12 protein-coding genes are annotated in these 19,719 nt (G+C 57.7%); 4 read left to right on the forward strand and 8 right to left on the reverse strand.

Annotated features, from left to right (window positions below; all coding sequences use genetic code 11):
- Positions 1–39: 39 nt before the first annotated feature.
- The gene (gene bluB, locus BJL95_RS13590) at positions 40–711 is read left to right on the forward strand and encodes a 5,6-dimethylbenzimidazole synthase (protein WP_071158690.1); all 672 of its coding nucleotides are present in this window, start codon (positions 40–42) and stop codon (positions 709–711) included.
- Positions 701–2,164, forward strand: a complete 1,464-nt coding sequence (locus BJL95_RS13595) for a cobyric acid synthase (protein WP_071158675.1) — start codon at positions 701–703, stop codon at positions 2,162–2,164. The genes bluB and BJL95_RS13595 overlap by 11 nt, the downstream gene beginning before the upstream one ends.
- Positions 2,165–2,283: 119 nt before the next feature.
- Here the strand turns inward: BJL95_RS13595 and BJL95_RS13600 are convergent, their stop codons facing one another.
- The 3 genes from BJL95_RS13600 to BJL95_RS13610 all read right to left on the reverse strand — a co-directional run bounded on the left by BJL95_RS13600 (position 2,284) and on the right by BJL95_RS13610 (position 8,204).
- Positions 2,284–6,912, reverse strand: coding sequence for an EAL domain-containing protein (locus tag BJL95_RS13600; RefSeq protein ID WP_071158677.1), 4,629 nt, complete (start codon positions 6,910–6,912; stop codon positions 2,284–2,286).
- A 68-nt stretch (positions 6,913–6,980) separates the two neighbouring features.
- A complete protein-coding gene (locus BJL95_RS13605) occupies positions 6,981–7,604 on the reverse strand; it encodes a tetratricopeptide repeat protein (protein WP_254786800.1) in 624 nt (207 codons plus the stop codon).
- A 126-nt stretch (positions 7,605–7,730) separates the two neighbouring features.
- Complete coding sequence (locus BJL95_RS13610) at positions 7,731–8,204, reverse strand: CYTH domain-containing protein (protein ID WP_071158679.1); 474 nt, start codon at positions 8,202–8,204, stop codon at positions 7,731–7,733.
- Between the two features lie 123 nt (positions 8,205–8,327).
- Between BJL95_RS13610 and sodB the strand changes: the two genes are divergently transcribed.
- Positions 8,328–8,909 (forward strand): superoxide dismutase [Fe], encoded by a 582-nt coding sequence (sodB, locus tag BJL95_RS13615; protein WP_064025524.1) that lies wholly within the window; start codon positions 8,328–8,330, stop codon positions 8,907–8,909.
- Positions 8,910–8,977: 68 nt separating this feature from the next.
- Here sodB and BJL95_RS13620 read toward each other — a convergent pair whose 3' ends face one another.
- The 5 genes from BJL95_RS13620 to BJL95_RS13640 all read right to left on the reverse strand — a co-directional run bounded on the left by BJL95_RS13620 (position 8,978) and on the right by BJL95_RS13640 (position 13,972).
- Positions 8,978–10,186 carry an HD-GYP domain-containing protein gene (locus BJL95_RS13620; protein ID WP_071158681.1) on the reverse strand — a complete coding sequence of 403 codons (1,209 nt, stop codon included), beginning with the start codon at positions 10,184–10,186 and terminating at the stop codon, positions 8,978–8,980.
- A 158-nt stretch (positions 10,187–10,344) separates the two neighbouring features.
- Positions 10,345–11,466 (reverse strand): HupE/UreJ family protein, encoded by a 1,122-nt coding sequence (locus tag BJL95_RS13625; protein ID WP_071158683.1) that lies wholly within the window; start codon positions 11,464–11,466, stop codon positions 10,345–10,347.
- Between the two features lie 4 nt (positions 11,467–11,470).
- Complete coding sequence (locus BJL95_RS13630) at positions 11,471–12,130, reverse strand: hypothetical protein (RefSeq protein WP_071158685.1); 660 nt, start codon at positions 12,128–12,130, stop codon at positions 11,471–11,473.
- Between the two features lie 15 nt (positions 12,131–12,145).
- Positions 12,146–12,523: a copper resistance CopC family protein gene (locus BJL95_RS13635; RefSeq protein WP_064025517.1), complete on the reverse strand. Its 378-nt coding sequence runs from the start codon at positions 12,521–12,523 to the stop codon at positions 12,146–12,148.
- A gap of 24 nt (positions 12,524–12,547) precedes the next feature.
- Positions 12,548–13,972 carry a sialidase family protein gene (locus BJL95_RS13640; RefSeq protein WP_254786801.1) on the reverse strand — a complete coding sequence of 475 codons (1,425 nt, stop codon included), beginning with the start codon at positions 13,970–13,972 and terminating at the stop codon, positions 12,548–12,550.
- A 921-nt stretch (positions 13,973–14,893) separates the two neighbouring features.
- Between BJL95_RS13640 and BJL95_RS13645 the strand changes: the two genes are divergently transcribed.
- On the forward strand, positions 14,894–19,719 hold a 4,826-nt coding region (locus BJL95_RS13645; RefSeq protein WP_071158689.1), incomplete at its 3' end, for a PEP-CTERM sorting domain-containing protein.

Consider the following 19,719-nt stretch of genomic DNA (forward strand, 5'->3'; position numbering starts at 1 on the left):
GGTATTGCTGGCGGTGGCCTTGTGAATCGGCCCGTGCCGATTAGTGAATCCGGCGAAACCGGCGCGGCTTCGGCGTTCAGTGCGGCCGAAATTGCCTGCGTTTACCGGGTGATCGCCGAGCGTCGCGATATGCGCCATTTTCTGTCCGATCCGGTCGATCCGGCCTTACTGGCCCGCTTGCTGCAAGCCGCGCATCAAGCCGGCAGCGTCGGTCTGATGCAGCCCTGGCGCTTTATTCGTATCACCGATTCCACATTGCGGCAGCGCCTTCACGACCTGGTCGAACAAGAACGCGTCGCCACCGCCGAGGCGTTGGCCGAACGCCGCGACGAATTCATGCGTTTGAAGGTGGAGGGTATCCTCGATTGCGGCGAATTGCTGGTGGTGGCCTTGCCGGATCGGCGCGAGCGGCATATCTTCGGCCGGCGCACCCTGCCGGAAATGGATGTGGCGTCGGCGGCCTGCGCGATACAAAACCTGTGGTTGGCGGCTCGCGCCGAAGGCCTCGGCATGGGCTGGGTGTCGCTGTTCGATCCGGCGGCGTTGGCGGCCTTGCTGAACATGCCCGCCGGCGCCAAGCCGATCGCGATTTTGTGTTTGGGCCACGTCGCCGAGTTTTACCCCAAGCCGATGTTGGAACTGGAAAACTGGGCGACGCCGCAAGCCTTGTCGGCGTTGGTCTGGGAAAACGCTTGGCAAGATGATCCCTAAAGCCTTGATGGTGCAAGGCACCACTTCCGATGCCGGTAAGAGCACGCTGGTGACGGCGCTGTGCCGTTACTACCGGCGCCAGGGCGTGGCGGTGGCGCCGTTCAAGCCGCAAAACATGGCTTTGAACAGCGCGGTGACGGTGGACGGCGGCGAAATCGGCCGCGCCCAGGCGGTGCAGGCCGCCGCGTGCGGCTTGCCGCCGCATAGCGACATGAATCCAGTGCTGCTGAAGCCCCATTCCGATACCGGCGCTCAGGTCATCATTCACGGCCGGGTACTGGCCAACCAGTCCGCCGCGCAATATCACGATTACAAGACGGTGGCGATGCAGGCGGTGTTGGCCTCCTGGCGGCGTTTGACCGGACAATATCAAGCGGTGATCGTCGAAGGTGCCGGCAGTCCGGCCGAAATCAATTTGCGGGCCGGCGATATCGCTAATATGGGTTTCGCCGAAGCGGTCGACTGTCCGGTCATCTTGATCGCCGACATCGATCGCGGCGGGGTGTTCGCCCACATTGTCGGTACTTTGGCGCTGTTGAGCGAAAGCGAGCGGCGGCGAGTCATCGGCTTCGTGATCAACCGGTTTCGCGGCGACATCGGGCTGCTGCAACCCGGCTTGGACTGGTTGGAAGCCGAAACCGGCAAGCCGGTACTGGCGGTGTTGCCTTATTTGCCCGATTTGTTCCTGGAGGCCGAGGACGCCTTGTCCAGCCGGCATGCCCGCGGCAGCGGTGCACGGCCGTTCGACATCGTCGTGCCGCATCTGCCCAGCTTCAGCAACCATACCGACTTCGATCCGTTACAACTGCATCCCGGCGTGCGGGTGCGTTTCGCCAAATCGCCCGAGCGGATCGGCGGCGCCGATTTAGTGGTGCTGCCGGGCAGTAAGGCGGTGCGCCGCGACTTGGCGCGTTTGCGGGCGATGGGCTGGGATACCTTCATCCAACGCCATTTGCGCTATGGCGGCAAACTGCTGGGTATTTGCGGCGGCTTTCAAATGCTGGGCCGGGCAATACACGACCCGCGCGGCATTGAGGGCGAGCCGGGTAGCGTGGCCGGTCTGGGTTTGTTGGACATCGAGACCGAGCTGGCGCCGGACAAATGCCTGCGCCAAACCGGCGGCCGACTGGCCGGCACAGAAACAGCCGTGGCGGGCTATGAAATTCATATGGGCGTCAGTCGCGGACCGGGCTTGGCGCGGCCGCTGTTGGAATTGGCGGCCGGCCCGGACGGTGCCGTGTCGGTCGACGGCCAGGTGGCCGGTACTTATTTGCACGGCTTGTTCGATTTGCCGGCGGCGGCCGATGCCTTACTCGCCTGGGCCGGTAACGCCGACGCCGGCGCGGTGGATTTGGCGGCCTTGCGCGAGGCGGGTATCGACAGCCTGGCTGACTGTCTGGCCGAGCATTTCGATTTCGCCAAGTTGACCGAGGGATTGCGCGAGTTTGGTTGAGTCCGCTTGCGATGAAAGTCGTTGGGCAAGTGACGGACATCCCGGTGTCGCAACGCCATCGGTCGCGGCTAAAGCCCCTCCCACGCCCATCTGTTTCATGCTCCGGGGCGAAAATCCTTTTAGATGTAAAGCTCCAGTTGTTCCAAGAGCTGGATGATATCGAGGTTGGCGTTCAACAAACGTTGGTAGGTCTCGCCGGTCAGTGCGGGCCGTCCCTGTTGGTGTTCCCGCAACACTTGTTCGGCCAGCAAGGTTTGACGGGCTTGGGCTTGCGCCAGTTTGCCCAGCAAACGGCGGTCGGCGCTGGTTTCCAGTTCCAAGCGTTCCAGCCATTTGTTCATGTGCGATTTTTTCTGGATCAAGGTCGGCCAATAGCCGCCGTTGTCGGCCGGCGCGCGCAGATAGGCTTCCAGACGGCGCAACCAATATTGTTGCTGCAATTTCAGCAGCGACAACTGGACGCGGCCAGGATGCAACGGGTTCCGCGCGCTAGCGGTCCAGGCCGGGTAGTTGCGGTAATCGCGGATCCAGTCGGCCAGTGCCGTGGCCGGCATGGGCCGGGCGATGCCGAAGCCTTGGGCCAAATGGCAGCCTAGATGGATCAGAAACACGCCGTGTTCAATGTCTTCGACGCCCTCGGCGACTACGTCGCGCTTGAAGGCTCTGGCCAAGGCGATCACGCTTTCGACGATCGATAAGTCGTCCGGGTCGTCGATCATGCCGCGCACAAAGCTTTGGTCGATCTTGACCGCGCTAATGGTTAAGTGCCGCAGATGGGTCAGCGACGAATAGCCGGTACCGAAGTCGTCCAGCACGCAGGGGATGCCCAGTTCGTGATAGCACTGCTTCAAGACTTCGCCGACCGAGATCAGGTCGTCGAGCACGCTGCTTTCCAACACTTCCAGTTCCAATTGCCGCGACGAAATACCCGGATGGGCCGCCAGCAATTGCTCCAACTCCGGCACGAATCGCGGCCATTGCAAATGGCGCGGCGAGACGTTGACGCTGATCTGCAGCTTGAGACCGGTGTCTTGCCAGCGCTGCAATTCGGCGAAGGCGCTTCTTATTACCCAGTTGCTGATGTCGATTTCCAACGGATGACCTTCGACGATGGGCAGGAATTCAGCCGGTGCCAGCAAGCCCCGCTCCGGATGTTGCCAGCGGATTAGCGCTTCGGCGCCGACCACTTCGCCGCTAGCCAGATTGACTTTGGGTTGGTAATACAGGCGGAACTGACCTTGTTCGAGCGCGGCGCCGATTTCCCGCAACGCCAGTTCCAGCCGGTTCGGCGGCGCCGACTTCCGCTCCGGCAACTCGGCAAGTTCGTCGTAGAGGCGGTAGCAGTTGCGGCCGGCCAGTTTAGCCTGATACATCGCGTGATCGGCGTGGCGCAGCAGAAGGTCGGGTTCTTCGCGGTCGAGCGGATAGATCGTTACGCCGCTGCTGGCGGCGATCCGGACCGGACCGGCCGCCAGCTCGAAGGGTTCCGCGATGGCTTGATGGATGCGTTTTAACGTATCTTCGCATTGCGATACCGATTGCAGGTTTTCGAACAGCAGCGCGAATTCGTCGCCGCCCAATCGGCACACGGTGTCGCCCTCGCGCAGATTTTGACGGATGCGCTTGGCGACTTGCACCAGCAATTGATCGCCGGCCTCGTGGCCGTAGCCGTCGTTGACCTGTTTGAAGCCATCCAGATCCAGGTAACAGACCGCCAGTAAGCATTCCGAGCGCTTGCTGTGGGCGATCGCCTGAGCAAAGCGGTCGCCGAACAGCGCCCGGTTGGGCAATTGGGTCAATACGTCGTAGTGGGCCAATACTTCCAATGCTTGTTGCTGGCGCTTGGTATCGGTAATGTCGGAAAACAGACCGATGTAATGAACGATCTTGCCGGCATCGTCGCGCAACGCCGAAATCGTCAGTAGCTCGGCGTAGCAGTCGCCGTTTTTGCGCCGGTTCCAGATTTCGCCCTGCCAATGGCCGCTGTCGGTCAATGCCAGCCACATCTCGGCGAAAAACTCGTCGGGCTGCTTGTCCGATTTCAGCAGGCGCGGGTTTAGGCCGAGCACTTCGGCGCGGTCGTAGCCGGTGATGGCGGTGAAGGCGGCGTTGACATCGATAATATTGGCGTCGGTATCGGTGATGACGATACCTTCGTGCGCGTCGGAAAACACCCGTGCCCACAGCCGCTGCTTTTCCTCGGCCGCCTTGCGTTCGCTGATGTCGTGGACGATGCCGCGCATCCGTAGCGGTTTGCCCTCGCTGTCGCGTTCGGCCTGGCCGACCGAGCGCATCCAGCGTTTTTGACCGTCGGCGTCCACGATCCGGTACTCGACATCGTATTTCGCGCCGGTTTCCAGGTGGGCGCGAGTCGCGGCCAGCACCGCCGGCCGGTCCTCGACATGCACCGCCGCCAAAAAATCGCCCCAACTGTGTTGCGCGGTTTTCGGAAAGCCCAGGCTGCCGGTGACGATCTCGGACCAAAACTGCCGGCCGGTCAGCAACTCCGCTTCCCAGATGCCGATGCCGCCGTAGATCTGGCTCATCCGGAAACGTTCCTCGCTCTGCGTCAGCGCCAGTTCGGTTTGTTTGCGCTCGGTGATGTCCTGGACCAGTACCACGAAACGGTCGGTGTCGGCCTTGTAGCTGTCGATTGCGTACCAGCGGCCGATTTCCTCGACGCGGTTTTCGAAATGGCGCGGTTCGCCGCTGGTTTCCAGGTCGTCGAAGCTGGCGATCCACGGGCAGTGGGTGTCCGGCAGCAATTGCCGGACGGTTTTGTTCAGCCATTCTTGCCGGGCGATGCCGGTCATGCGTTCGAAGGCCGGGTTGATGTCGAGATAGCGGTAATCGACGATCTTGCCGGTGGCATCGCGGATCACTTGGTGCAGCGCGAATCCGAGCGACATGTTGGTGTAGAGCAGCGCCAATTCGGCTTGGCTGCGCTTGCGAGCCTTGACCTCGCGGTTCAGCCGATACAGCCAATAACCGACCAGGGCAAAGGTCAGAATGGCCGGCAAGCCCCATTTGAACAGAGTTTCCGGGCGGATGCCTTGCTCGATTTTCAGGCCCAGCCAGCGGTTGACGATGGCGTCGTGTTCGGCGTGGCTGATGGTGGTCAAGGCTTTTTCCAGAGCCGACAGCAATTCCGGATTGGTCTTGCTTACCGCCATCCGGCTTTCGCTCAGGTAGCCGGCTTGGCCGGCGATGCGCAAATTCAGCAGGCCGGCGCGGCCGAGAGCGTGGCTGGCCGAGGCGGCGTCGCCGATATACACGTCGGCCTTGCCTTCCGCGACCAGGTTCAGCGCTTCGCCGACCGATGCGGCTTCCAGTTGTTGCAGCGTCGGGTGGTCGCGACGCAGCAATTCCTGGACGAAATAGCCTTTTTCGACGGCGACGCGTTGGCCCGCCAGCATTTGTAACGACCCAATGTAGCCGCTGCTTTCCGGCGCGATGATGACGGTCGGCGTCGAAATATAGGCTTGGGTAAAACTCAGGTAGTGCTCGCGTTCGGGGGTTTTGACCGCGGCGGCGATCATGTCCAATTCGCCGCGTTGCGCCATTTCCAGGGTTTCGTGCCAGGTTTTGTCGCGAACCGGTACGAATTCGACATTCAGCAGGCGGCTCACCAGACGAAGGAAATCCGGCGCGATGCCGATGTATTGGCCTTGGGCGTCTATCGACTCGTAAGGGGCAAAGTTAGGGTCTATCCCCAGCCGGATCTGGCGATGGGTCTGCAACCATTGACGTTCTTCGGCGGAAAGTTGCGGCCCGCTGGATTGGTTGCCGCCGCCGTATACAAAACCGTCCAATTGGGCGTCGTTTAGCGGCTTGGCCAGATTCAGGCTGGCGTAGATTTCGGCGACGCGCCGCAGTCGGCCGGTTTCGATCTGGCCGAGCGGGATCTTGTCCGGTAGGATCAGCTTGCGGGTTTCGGTGGCTTCGAAGCGCAGTTGCGCTTCGCTCAAGTCGTTGCGGTATTTCGAGCGGATCAGCCGGATGATTTCGTCCGGATGATCCAAGGCGTATTGCCAACCTTTCAGGCTGGCGCGGCGAAAGCGTTCGGCACGACCGGGGTGGCGCGCCAATTCGGTTTGGCTGGTGAACAGTAGGTCGCCGTAGAAATCGACGCCGTAGTTTTGCGGATTGATGATGTTGAAGCTGATGCCGGCTTTCTGCAGGGTGTAAGGGCGATCGGTGATATAGCCGGACATCACGTCGACCCGGTCCTGGATCAAATCCGCGTCGTCGAAGCTTTCCGGGACTTTGACGTAATGGCTCTCGTTGAGATTGGCTTCCGACAGCAGCGCCCGCACCGGCGCGTTGTTTTCGCCGACCACGTCGTACATGATGCGCTTGCCGGCCATCTCGTAAGGGCTGATGATGCCGGACGCTTGTTTGCTGAACAGCACCAGCGCGTCGTGCTGAAAGATGGCGGCCAGGGCGACGATGGGCTTGCCGTTGGCATAGTCGGCGACGATGCCGGAGTCGCCGATACCGTAATCGGCCGCGCCGTCGGCGACTTGCCGAATGTAATCCTGGTTTGGCGAGCGTTCGCGAACTTCGACCTGTAAGCCTTCCTCGGCGTAATAGCCTTGTTCCACCGCCGCGTAATAGCCGGCGAATTGGAACTGGTGGAACCATTTGAGTTGCAGAACGACGTTTTCCGGTGACGGGTCGGCGGCAGCGACCAAGTAAGGAAGCAGCAGAACGAAGACTGCCGCCAGCCGGGAACGGGTGATTATCATGATTGCCGCTACGCGCTTCTGAAAAACTTAGCCCATTCTACATGCTCAGGCTTTGCTTTCAGCCGGATTTAGCGGGTTTGGTTGTTGGCGTCCGCAAACAGCGACTGGTATTTGGTTTTGCCGCCGGCTTGCCGGCCTTGCTCGGCTTGGGTCAGGGCCGATTTGGCGGCGTCGCGCAAGCGCAGGTCCGCCAACGAGGGCTGCTTGCGCAGTGGTGCCTGAATCGCTTTTTGCAGAAAGCTTACTGCTTCGGCGGTACGGTCTTGGTCGAGCAGGTAATCGGCGTAAAAATAATTGGCGTCGACACCGTTAGGGTTGATGCTCAGGCTGGTTTTAAGCATTTGCTCGGCTTTCTGGTTGTCGCCGAACGATACCGGCCAGCCGGGTACCATGTAATACAAGGTGCCGAGCATCACGTAAGCGGCGCCGTCCAACGCATTGGGGTTCATATGAATCGCTTCTTCGAGTAACGCCTTCGCCGAATCCAGCGTGGACAGCGCTGTCAGCGAGGATTGGAAGGCCGCGTTGGTGACCATGATCGTAGCTTGCCAAATCTTGGGTTCGGCGGCATTCGGATAGCGCGCCGCCAATTCGGCGGCTTGTGCTAGCAACAGCGGATATTCCAGTTTCTGACGGTCTTCGTCGTGCTGGTAATACGCGTTGGCCCAATTGCTTTCCAGGGTGGCAATCACGCTGGAAAGCTCCGAAGCGGACGCGGCGGAGGAAAAAAGTATCAAAAAAACAACAATAGTAGCTTTAACCATACATTGACTATAGTGCATTTCAAACACCATTTCAATGTGTTGGTTAAATTATTGTTATTTATCCCAATCCTTGAACGGTTTTTGCGACAAATTGTTGTTGTAATAGCGCAAATCATCGGTGACTTCCTGGCCCAGCCAAGCTGGTTTTTCAAAGGATTCGCCGATTTGCGACAGCTCGATTTCGGCGACGATCAGCCCTTGGTTGTCGCCGATGAATTCGTCGATTTCCCACAGGTGCGGATTACGGCGCACGAAATGGCGGGTTTTCTCGACTAACGGTTTGTGGCACAACTCATCCAATAGCGTGTTGGCGTCGGCCAGCGGAATTTCGTATTCGAATTCGTGGCGATGGGTGCCTATCGTCGCGCTTTTGATGTTTAGCCAGGCTTGAGTGTCCGAGACGCGTACCCGCACCGAACTGAGCGGACTGCCGCTCAAATAGCCTTGCCGGTAGGACACCGAATGCTCGACTTCGGCTCGCCAATCGTCGTTCGCCAACAAAAATTTATGCTCAATCTCAAGCGCCATGCCTATTCCCCTGCGATTAGATGGTGATCTGTGATAATTCTTTATTATAATGCTGGGTAATTAGGCGAAGGTACTTCCGGAGCCTAATAAGTTGCTGCTGTTCAATCACTCTGGAGAAAGAAGATGGCTTTTGAATTACCTGCATTACCGTACGCAAAAGACGCTTTGGCGCCGCATATTTCCGTGGAAACCATCGAGTATCACTACGGCAAACATCACCAAACCTACGTGACCAATCTGAACAATCTGGTACCCGGTACCGAGTTCGAAGGTCTGACGCTGGAAGAAATCGTCAAAAAATCCTCCGGCGGCATCTTCAACAATGCGGCCCAAATTTGGAATCACACCTTCTATTGGAACAGCCTGTCGCCGAACGGCGGCGGCGCGCCGACCGGCGGTTTGGCCAACGCGATCGACCGCACCTTCGGCTCGTTCGACAAATTCAAGGAAGAGTTCACCAAATGCGCGGTGACCACCTTCGGTTCCGGCTGGGCTTGGTTGGTGAAAAACGCCAACGGTAGTTTGGAGCTGGTCAGCACCAGTAACGCCGGTTGCCCGTTGACCGCCGGTCAAACTCCCATTCTGACCTGCGACGTTTGGGAACACGCCTATTACATCGACTTCCGCAACCTGCGTCCTAAATACCTGGAAGCGTTCTGGGCCTTGGTCAACTGGGAATTCGCCAGCGCCAACTACGACGCATAATCGCTAAACGCGGGGCGGGCGGTGTCCTCACAGGCCGGCTCGCTCCGCTCCTTTTTTGCCCTCCGCCGCTATTGCCGCAAATAAGCCGTCGGTTCTATCCGCCACCGGCCCGGCATTTCAAAACTTAATATCCGCCGGTTACAACTCGGCTTCGCCAAATCGTAGTCGCGCGGTTTGATAAAACGCCGTTGTCTGGCATCGAATATGGTCCTGACCTTGGGATGCAGCAAGTCTTCGCGATGTTGCTCGACTACCACGGCCAACTCGTCGCTCTCCAATTTGACCAGGGTGCCCACCGGGTAGATGCCGACCGTGCGGATGAACTGGTGCACCAAACGGGTATTGAAATGGCTGCCGCCGCCCTCCAGCAAGGTTTTCAGCACGGCGGTCGGTTCGGTGCCGTTGTGGTAGACCCGGTTCGAAGTCAAAGCGTCGTATACGTCGACGATGGCCGCCATCTGACCGAAGCGGCTGATTTGCTCGCCGATCAAGCCCAGCGGGTAGCCGCTGCCGTCGTAACGCTCGTGGTGTTCGGCCGCGACGCTGATCGATATCGGCGAGATGCCGAAAGTATTTTCCAATAGACCGCGGCCGGCCTCGACATGGCCCTTGACGATTTCGAATTCGGCGCTCGTCAATTTGCCGGCTTTGTTCAGCAGCTCCTGTGGAATCCGCATCTTGCCGATGTCGTGTAACAGTCCGCCCATGCCTGCCAATTCGATTTCGGCCCGCTCGATGTTCAGCGCCCGGCAAAAACTGATGAGCAATGTGCCGACCGCGACCGAATGTTGGAACGTGTATTGATCGGCGCGCTTCAAGCGCAACAAGCTGACCAAGGCATCCGGATTGCGGAAAATCGACTCGGTAATCGCCGTGACCACTGGGCGGGCTTGTTCCAGCGCCACCTGCTTGCCCAATCGGCAATCCTGTAACATGTCGCGCACTATGGAATGGGCTTCGTGGTAGACGTGGCGGGCTTGGCGCAGTTCTTCCGCGATCGGCACCGCCGCCACGATAGGCTCGATAGCGGCGCTGCGATGGATTTCGCTGGTCTGAGCCGGCGTGAATTGGTTCGAGTCGCCACTTGGCGCCAAGTCGTCGCCTTTGTCGGTGTCGATGTAGACGTAACGCAAGCCCAAATCGGCGATTTTTTCGACATCTTGCGCCGACGCCAGCTTAAACCGGTTGCGCAAGAACGGATGCTCGGACCAGTCGCGGTTCAAATCGTGGACGTACATGCCAGGCCGCAGATCGCCGACCTCGATTTTCTTAATCACTGGGCTTAAGCTCCTGTCCGATGGGCGAAGGCCCAATCCAGGCGCCCGCGCGATCGCCTAGTTTGCGGCGTATTCGGCTTGGCCGTCAACCTGGAAAACCGGCCGAAGTGTCCGGGGACGACGGCGGGCGCCGCGTCTGCTCGCCGTCCCCCTCGGCGCTACAAAACCGTACGTTCCAACAACCAGTAAGCGCCCATCATGCACACCGCCGCCGAACAGCTTTTCAAAAATCTGTCGGCGATCGCGATTTGATTATTCAACCACCAGATGATCGGTAACACGATCGCGGCGACCGCGATCTGGCCGGTCTCGATGCCTAGGTTGAACGACAGCAGCGGCAACAAGATGCCGGTATCGCTGCTGGAAATCTCCATTTCCCGCAACACGCTGGCAAAACCGAAGCCGTGAACGAGGCCGAAGCCGAAAGTGAGCCATTCGCGGCCCTTGGGATGGTCGCCGCGTATCAGATTCTCGGCGCTGACATAAATAATCGTCGCGGCGATGAAGGGTTCGACGAAGCTGCTCGGCAGCTCGACCAAGTTCAAGCCGGCCAGCGCTAACGTGATCGAATGGGCGATCGTGAAGAAGGTGATGATTTTCAGCGCCGGCCAGAAATTGTGGGTGACCGCCAGCAATGCAAACAAAAACAGCAAGTGATCGTAACCGGTCAGAATGTGTTCGACGCCCAGCTTAAAAAAGTCGGCGAAGGCCGTCAGCCAAGCGCCACCGCCGGCTTGCGCCGCGCCAGCCGTCAACTCGACGCTCAGGCTGGCGTCGTTTTTACCCAACATTTTTTCCGCCAAGGTTTTGCCGTTGCCGTCCTTGACCGTCAGGTATTGCTGATGACCGTCCGGCAGCGAAGCCAGAAAAGCGGATTGAAGCGTCAGTCGGCCCGAGCTTAGCGGTCCGAAATGGAACTCGACGTGGGCGTTGTTTTGCTCGTCGTAATCGACCCGGCCCGGTTCGCTGGGCGCCAGCACGGCATTGCCGTCCAGAAGTCGAAATTGATCGGCCAATAATTTGGCGACGGCGGGTTTGGCCGCCTCGCGCTCGGCCTCGCTGACTTCGGCGTCCAGATCGCTATCCATCGGCGAGAAGGCCTCGATGTCTTGTAGCGCGAACGTCACCTTGGCGATGACGCCGTCGGGTTTGACCACCACGTCGACCGAACTTAAACCCGGCGGGTGGGCGGCAACCCAGGCGGATTGCGTCAACAGCCAACAGGCCAGCAGGGTGCGAACCAGCCATGCCGGCTGAAAACATAGGTTTAGCTGACACATCGCGTTAATTCTCCTGGCCTTCGGATGGCGGGCTCGGTTTGCGCTTGCGTAGAAAAAACCACACGCCAAATCCGGCCAATAATAATCCGCCAACGCTGCCACCGATCAGCACCAGCGGCGGTTGGGCGCCGGCCGGCGCCACGCCGACTTCCAGCGGCACCCGAAATTTGTCGTCTTCCTCGATCGCATCGCCGATTAAAAAGTACAGCACGTAGTCGCCGGTTTTATCGACATCGGCCTGTGCCTCGACGGCGCCGCGCGGATAGAGTTTGGCCGGAAACTCGGCGACGGTACGGATCTCGCGGATATCGTTCGGCGGCTGTTGGCCGGTCTTTTCGACTTCAACCAGTTTCACGCCGATCGGGGTAGCGCGGATGTCGCGGTCGATCAAATCGGCGGTGAAAAACATCTTGCCGGCGCGGGGGATTTGCTGACAAAACGGCACGAAGGCGGCTTTGGCGTCGGCGGCGTTATCGGTTTTTTCCGGCTGGATGTAAGCACTGAAATGCACCGCGTAAAAGTCGTTGGCGATGATGCAATCCAGATCGGGGCGGTTGCCCAAGGCGTTGGATTGTTTGGCGCCGAAGCCGAGTTTATCGCAGCCGCTCAATATTGGCAGCGCGGCCAGCAGCGCGGCGGTCAGGGAAAAGGAAAAACGGGTCATGGGCTTGCCTGGGAATTAAGGTTTCACGGTGAAATCGAATTTGCCGGTGACGATGTGCGTATCTTCCGACACCACCCGATAGCGGACCGTGTACTTGCCCGGCGCCAAGTTGGCGACCGTGGCGTGAATATGGGAGCCGTCGGTCAGACTTTGTTCGACGTCGTGATTATCGACGCGCTTGCCGGCGGCGTCGATGACCGCCAAGGCTTTGTATTCGCTACGGACCGGATCGTTGAACCACAAATCCACTTGTTTCGGCGCTTCCTTGACTTCCTCGTCCTTGGCCGGTTGCGACTTCACCAGGATGGCGTGCGCCAGCGCCGACACCGGGCTCAGCAGTGCCGTCGCCATCAGACCGGCTTTTATTATTGTTGTAATGTGCGACTTGGGCATGACTACCTCTCGAATGACAAAAATCTAATGAATCAACGCGGCCCGCCATTGTTTGGCGGAACCCGGTTGTTGCTCGTACCACAATGCCAGCCAGTCCTGGCCGGTTGCGACGATGCGCGGAAAACCAGCCGAGGCGGCCGGCGCGGACAGCAAGCGGCCCGGCGTCCAATTCGCGCCGTGGTCGGCGGACTCGGCCAGATACACTTTCGAGCCCGACGGTCCCAGCGCGTCCCAAACCGCGAGCAAGCGCTCCGCGCCGGCGGCCAGATCGGCGTGGAACGGGCTCATGCCGTCGCCCAGCCGATGTGGCGCGCTCCAACTCGCGCCGCCGTCGGCCGACTGCAAATGATACAGGCCGACCTGTTGGTCCGCGCCGGTCCACACCAGCGCGTGCCGGCTGGCGTCGTCGGCATAGGCCAGGCTGCCGCCGTTGTGCGGACAACCGTCGAATTTCCAGCCGAAGCCGCCGACCGTGGCGGCCCGTTGCCAGCTGATGCCGGTATCGGCGGATTGCGCCAACGCCATGTCGCGCGGTTCCATGTCGCGGTACAGAATGTCGACCTTGCCGTCCGGCGCCGCCGCGATCCGGTTCCAGCAACACGAACAACTGCTGTCGTCCACGCTTTGCGCGGCTTGCCAATGCAAGCCGGCGTCGTCGGAGCGAGCGTAGCGCACACCCTGATAACCGTTTTCGTCGCGGTCGTCCAGCCAGACCAGATGAAAACGACCGGCCGCGTCGGCCGCGAGATCGTGGTGAGATTGGTCGATGTCGCTGCCGGTCGGGTTGGCGCCGGCTTGCCAGCTTTGGCCGCCGTCGGCCGAACGCGCCACGAACAGCGGGCCCATGCCTGGAATCTCGCCGCTGACTTGCCAAACCAGAACTACATTGTCGCCGCTAGCGGCCACTTGAATATCGTTGCCGGTTTTCGATTCCACCGGCCGCTGAAATTGCCCGGCCAGCGCCACCGGCGCCGACCAATGCCGGCCGCCGTCTTCCGAATGCAGATAACCGATGTAGGGCTGGCGCGGATCGCCGCCGTCGGCGATAAACGCCGCATGCACTTTAGCGCCGTTGGCCTGCACGTCGAAACTCCGCAGTCCCTGCAAGCCCAATGCCGCGAAATCGACGATTTGCACCGGTTCCGGCGCCGCGCCTATCACGTTCGCGGCACCGCCGGCATCGCGCTCGGATGCGTTGTCGCAGGCCGTCAAGACGGCGGCGCTCAACAGGGCGGCGGTGCGGAACAATCGGCCGAGAGGCATCGGTGGTACTTCCGGAAATTGAATGGGGCGCTGATTAGACCACATTGGCGGGCAAAGCTGAATATCCGAAGAGCGGGGATGGGGTCTGGCGGCGCTTTTGTGGGTTTCGACCGAGACAATGTCCACCGAGGAAGGGATAGCCGGCCAATCGTCTTTTAGACTGTACAACCGGGGAAGTTTTCGCATGACTTCGCTGCAGCACTAGCGGGATAGAGGAGGCCGGTCTGACGATGATTCGGTTTGCCGCGAAATCCGGACGCAGCAGCATATCGCGCTTCCAAGCCGCTCGACGCGGGGCAGGCTGGTCATTTTAAAAACGATCCGACCGCATGGCCAGTCACTTTTTTGAAACTGCCGACTTCCCCGCCCGCGCTTCCAGTAACAGTTACCGCACCTTAAAACGTCCCGACCGGATATAAAACATCCTGGACCGCATTTCCCGACGCTCGGTACGCACCGCCACAACACCGGAACGGGTAGCCGACATTCCCATCGTTCCAGCCACCGGTGTCGGCAATGCGTCCGAATCCTGATAGAACGCAATCGGAGATGTTTTATGTCCAGCAGAGTGGGTTTTAAATCCGGTCAGGGTCAATTTAAGTGCGGACGCCGTCGGTTTTAAGCGGATATCCGGCGACGCCAAGGCGAATTTTCTCCGCGGATATGCGTTCCGGGACCGATTGCGCCACCGCATCAGCGATAGTCGCGGGGATGTCGACCGGTACGTGAAGGTGATCTGCTCGTTAGGGGACGATATCGGCCATTAGCCGGCCGTCAAACAATCGAAAAATCAAGAGGAGAATCCATTTCTTACTGGTCATCGGTTACATGGATTTGTTTTAGAGACAAATGTCAAACCGTTCCGCGATTTACTGAAGCCTTACGATCAGTTGCAATCCGATGAAAATAGATGAGTTCGTCAGTTGAATTTATTGCCGCGTCAAAATTTTCTGCCAAGGTTGTGACTTATATCAATGTTATGGTATATAGCAGCTAGTTTCTGGATTTTATTTGTAGGTTGCTGTTATTGTATAGCTAAATTTTATTCAACTCTCGCTGGCCTCTAGGAATAAATGGAGGCATGGGACATGTTCTTGAGGGATTTTTATGAACGTTCTTGTTTTGCCGGTTAGCATTTTTCTTTTCGCAGTCTCCAGCCTGATATTATTTACCCCGCCCGCTCAGGCGCTCCCCCTCAATTACGACGACCTGAATGCCAGTGTTGGCGACATCGATTTAACAGGAACAAATTACCAGGGCTACATTTGGTCCAATACTTTTGTATATGACGCGGCGAATCAATTCTTTGGTTTTTCCAACGGAGTGGTTTCCGGGACAAACGCCGCATACAGTGGCGGCGAATTGATCAACGGCTCTACGGTTTCGCCGGTTGTTGGTTCACTCAGTTCATCCGGTCTGTTCAATGTTGGCAATGCCTACTTAGCCGCCGGTTATTACGACGGTCTCGATGTCACGGTTGAAGGCTTATTGAACGGTTCGGTGTTGTTTACAAAGACGGTGACCGTTTCCTCGACCGCCGCGCAATTATTCGCTTTCAATTTTACCGGCATCAATCGACTGGACTTTTTTGCCGCCGTAACCGGGAATACTTCCGACCCTTACGGTTGCAGCAATCTTAACTGCACCCAATTTACTGTCGACGATTTAACGGTCCAAGCGAATAACGGAAACACAGGGGGCGGCACCGTTCCTGAACCATCGTCGATACTACTTTTGGCGGCCGGGCTATTCGGCTTCTGCGTTTCACGGGGTGTCAAATTCGGTAACAGCCTGAAACGTTGGCGCCAACTGTTTTTCCTGTTGATGATTGGCGGAATATCACCCGCGATCCACGCCGATGCGAATCCTGCGGCGGACGAGGTCCATGCCCAACTGGCAAAACTCAGTACTACGCAATTTGCCGAGCCGCTCTACCCAACCGTCGCGACGACAGCGACTGAAGATAGCGAGCTACTTGCGGCTATTCAAAAATATCAAAAACGCACTAGCGAAGATGATTACAGCGCATTAACTAGCTACGTAGATGCACATCCTACATCAGGATGGCAAATGGCGCTGCTCACGAATTTAGGCTTGTCTTATTACCAAGCCGGCCGTTTCAGTTTGGCCATTGACGCATGGGAGAAGGCATGGCGTTTAGGTAAGGACGTGACCGAACCGCAAGCCAAAGTGTTAGTCGATCGCGCTTTGGGCGAACTCATGCGCATGCATGCCAGGGTGGGGCATGCCGATCGTTTGGAAGCCCTTTTTGCAGAAATGGGTGACCGGCAAGTTTCGGGGCCCGCAACGGAAAATGTTGCCGGCGCGCGCGAAGGCTTATGGCAAATGCGCAACAATTACGGTATTGCCTATTTATGCGGACCGATGGCGTTGAAAAATCTACTGCTATCGCAAGGCATGAAGCCTAAACAAGTCGAGTTCTTAGACAACTACCGTTCGGGCAGTCACGGTGTAAGTCTGACCGAAGTCGGTAAACTGGCTAAGCAAGCCAATATTCCGTATACCCTAATCAAACGTCTCCCCGGCGAGCCGGTTCCGGTTCCTTCCGTCGTACATTGGAAGGTGAGCCATTATGCCGCCATCTTGGAAGAGCGCCAAGGCCGTTACCATATTCAAGACCCTATTTTCGGTCAAGACTTATGGGTGACAAGCGACGCGATCGATCAGGAAGCCAGTGGTCATTACTTGGTGCCAACCAAACAGCTCGAAGTCGGCTGGCACAAAATTCAGCTCGCCGAGGCCGATAAATTGTATGGTATGGGGTATACCAATAACAACGACCCCAACAAAGTAGGGTCTCAGGGGGATACCGCTAAGCCCGACAAAAGTAACTGCGGCATGTGCGACTATAACTTCTCCGAGATGGCGGTTAGCCTTAATTTAAGCGATACACCGGTAGGTTACCGTCCCCCAAAGGGGCCTGGTGTGCTCAGCACCTTGACTTACAACCAACGGGATGCCGACCAACCCGCCAATTTCAGCTTCTTCAACGTCAGTCAAAAATGGACGCTGAACTGGTTAACCTACATACAAGATAATCCTAATTCGCCGGGGGCCAGTGTTTCCCGTTACGCGGCGGGCGGCGGCAGTTATGATTACAGCGGTTATAACAGCACTACCCATCAGTTTACCCCGGAGACTAAAAATCAAGCCGTTTTAGTCCTCGTCTCCAGTAATCCGGTACGCTACGAGCGCCGTTTGCCCAATGGCAGTGTCGAGGTTTATGGGCAATCCAACGGTTCTAGTACGTCAAGCCGTTTGGTGTTTCTGACCCAGATCGTCGATCCAAGCGGCAATGCGCTGACCTTAAATTACGATAATCTGCTGCGTCTGACCTCCGTGACCGATGCCACGGGCCGTAATACGACGTTTAGCTACGACTTGAGCACGAAGCCTTTATTGGTGACAAAAATCACCGATCCGTTCGGACGTAGTGCCTCAATGACTTATGATAGCAGTGGACGCTTGACCAGTATTACAGACGTTTTAGGGCTGACCTCAGGTTTTCATTATGACGGTGCATCGTTGATCGACAGTATGACCACGCCCTATGGCACCACCACATTTGCCTATGGCGGCAACGGCACCTCGCGTTACCTGCAGGCTACCGATCCATTGGGAAACACCGAGCGCCTGGAATTCCAGCAAGGCATATCGTCGATCCCTTTTAGCGATCCAACGTCCACCATACCGCAAGGCATAATTGCTCCGTTTAATTCCTATATAAACGGCAGAAATACCTATTACTGGGATAAACACGCCTATAAAATTGCGGCGGGGAATTACACCAAGGCCCGCATCAAGCATTGGACCCATTGTGCGCAAAATACCGGGGTTACCTGCCAGCCCGTGGAAAGCATTAAATACCCACTGGAAAATCGGATTTGGTTCAATTACCCAGGACAACCGAATGGCGGGTTGGGCACTGCGGTGTCCGGCACCTATGATCAGCCCACCCGTCAAGGACGGGTCCTGGACGACGGCACGACCCAATTGACTCAGACCAGTTACAACGGTCTGGGGCAAGTGACCGAACGAATCGATGCGCTGGGCCGCGATACCAAAATCACCTACGCCGCCAATCAAATTGATCCAATACAGATCGACCAAAAAACGGCGGCGAACACCTATACCACAATCGCCAAATATACCTATAACAGCCAGCATTTGCCGTTAACCTCGACCGATGCCGCCGGACAAACGACCTTTTACAGCTATAACAGCGCCGGCCAACTGACAGAAGTGAAAGACCCGTTAGGCCAAATAACCAGCTACAACTACGACAATCTCGGTTATTTGACTCAAGTCACCAATGCCAATGGCAACACTCAGTTAAGTCTGACTTACGACAGCTATGGTCGGGTGGCAACCCGTACCGATTCGGAAGGCCGTACCCTGGCGTACAGCTACGACGACTTCGACCGCCTGGTTAAAATCACCTATCCGGACGGCACCACGCAAACCACCACCTGGGACAAGCTCGACAAGGTGTCGGTGACCGACCGCGAAGGCCGCGTCACGCATTACAGCTACGATGCGGTGCGCAATTTGGTTGCCGAAACCGATCCGTTAGGACATCAAACGCAGTATGGCTACTTCCCTAATCAAACCTTAAAAAGCCTGACCGACGGCAACGGCAACGTCACCAGCTGGAGCCGCGACATTCAAAGTCGGGTCACGGCTAAAACCTATGCCGACGGCAAACAAACCACGTTTGCCTATGAAGCGACGACTAGCCGACTCAAATCGGTGACTGACGCGCTGGGTCAAAAGAAAACCTTCACCTATGCCAAGGACGATAAACCGACGGCGCTGACTTACAGCAATGCAGTCAATACCACGCCGAACGTCAGTTTTAGCTACGATCCTTGGTTCCCTAGAGTGGCGTCGATGACCGACGGCACCGGCACCACGCAGTACCAATATCGGGCTATTGGCCAATTAGGCGCACTAAAACTGAGCCAAACAGACGGTCCTTTTAACAACGACACCCTCGCTTACCAGTACGACGAATTGGGCCGGATAGTGAAACGTACCGTGGATGCCAGTAGCGAAACGTTCGGTTACGATGCGCTGGGCCGTTTGATCAATCACAACAACCCGTTGGGTAATTTTGCCCAAACCTATCTCGGCGAAACCGGTCAATTGACCGCTCTGCAAGACAGCACCGGCAAGGTTGGCGCGACTTTGGAGTACGATGACAACCAGAACGACCGGCGTTTATTGGGCATCCAACATATCGGCGCCGCGCGTAGCTACGGCTATGTCACCACGCCGGAAAATCGGATCAGCCAAATCAACGAAACCACGACCTTAAGCGGAAACTGGGCCGCCAAAGACTATACCTATGGCTATGACGATGCAGACCGACTGACCTCGGTGGATGTCTCCAGCGGCGATCAATACCGCTACGCCTATGACGCTGGCGACAACCTGACCGGCATTGACACGCCGAAAGGCAATAACTCGATCGCGGTCAATGGCTTGAATCAAGCCACTGCCGTCAACACCCAAAGCAATACCTACGACGCCAACGGCAACCTCACCAACGACGGCGTGCGTAACTATGCCTGGGATGCGGAAAATCGTCTGGTCAAAGTCGCGTTGACCGGACAACCGGGCTTCTATTACCAGTTCGCGTACGACGGTTTGGACCGGCGGATTTCGATCACATCCAGTAACGGTGTGATGGCGCCATCGGTTATGCGCTATCTGTGGTGCGGCGACACTCTGTGTCAAGCCCGCTCAGCCACGGACTCGGTGGCACGGCGTTATTATCCCGAAGGGGAGGTCAGAACTGCGGGCAATGTGCGGCTTTATTATGCCCGAGACCATTTAGGCTCGGTGCGTGACGTGCAGTTGATGAATACCGGGGCGACGGTCGCTTCGTTCGATTACGATGCCTACGGCAA

The organism is Methylomonas sp. LWB (assembly GCF_001856095.1).
Lineage (GTDB): Bacteria > Pseudomonadota > Gammaproteobacteria > Methylococcales > Methylomonadaceae > Methylomonas > Methylomonas koyamae_A.

What these genes read in the sequence shown, in the direction of transcription:
- BJL95_RS13640 (WP_254786801.1), bottom strand. Translation starts at nt 13,972, where the DNA reads ATGCGAAAACTTCCCCGGTTGTACAGTCTAAAAGACGATTGGCCGGCT.
- BJL95_RS13625 (WP_071158683.1), bottom strand. Translation starts at nt 11,466, where the DNA reads ATGTGTCAGCTAAACCTATGTTTTCAGCCGGCATGGCTGGTTCGCACC.
- BJL95_RS13610 (WP_071158679.1), bottom strand. Translation starts at nt 8,204, where the DNA reads ATGGCGCTTGAGATTGAGCATAAATTTTTGTTGGCGAACGACGATTGG.
- BJL95_RS13635 (WP_064025517.1), bottom strand. Translation starts at nt 12,523, where the DNA reads ATGCCCAAGTCGCACATTACAACAATAATAAAAGCCGGTCTGATGGCG.
- BJL95_RS13630 (WP_071158685.1), bottom strand. Translation starts at nt 12,130, where the DNA reads ATGACCCGTTTTTCCTTTTCCCTGACCGCCGCGCTGCTGGCCGCGCTG.
- BJL95_RS13595 (WP_071158675.1), top strand. Translation starts at nt 701, where the DNA reads ATGATCCCTAAAGCCTTGATGGTGCAAGGCACCACTTCCGATGCCGGT.
- BJL95_RS13600 (WP_071158677.1), bottom strand. Translation starts at nt 6,912, where the DNA reads ATGATAATCACCCGTTCCCGGCTGGCGGCAGTCTTCGTTCTGCTGCTT.
- sodB (WP_064025524.1), top strand. Translation starts at nt 8,328, where the DNA reads ATGGCTTTTGAATTACCTGCATTACCGTACGCAAAAGACGCTTTGGCG.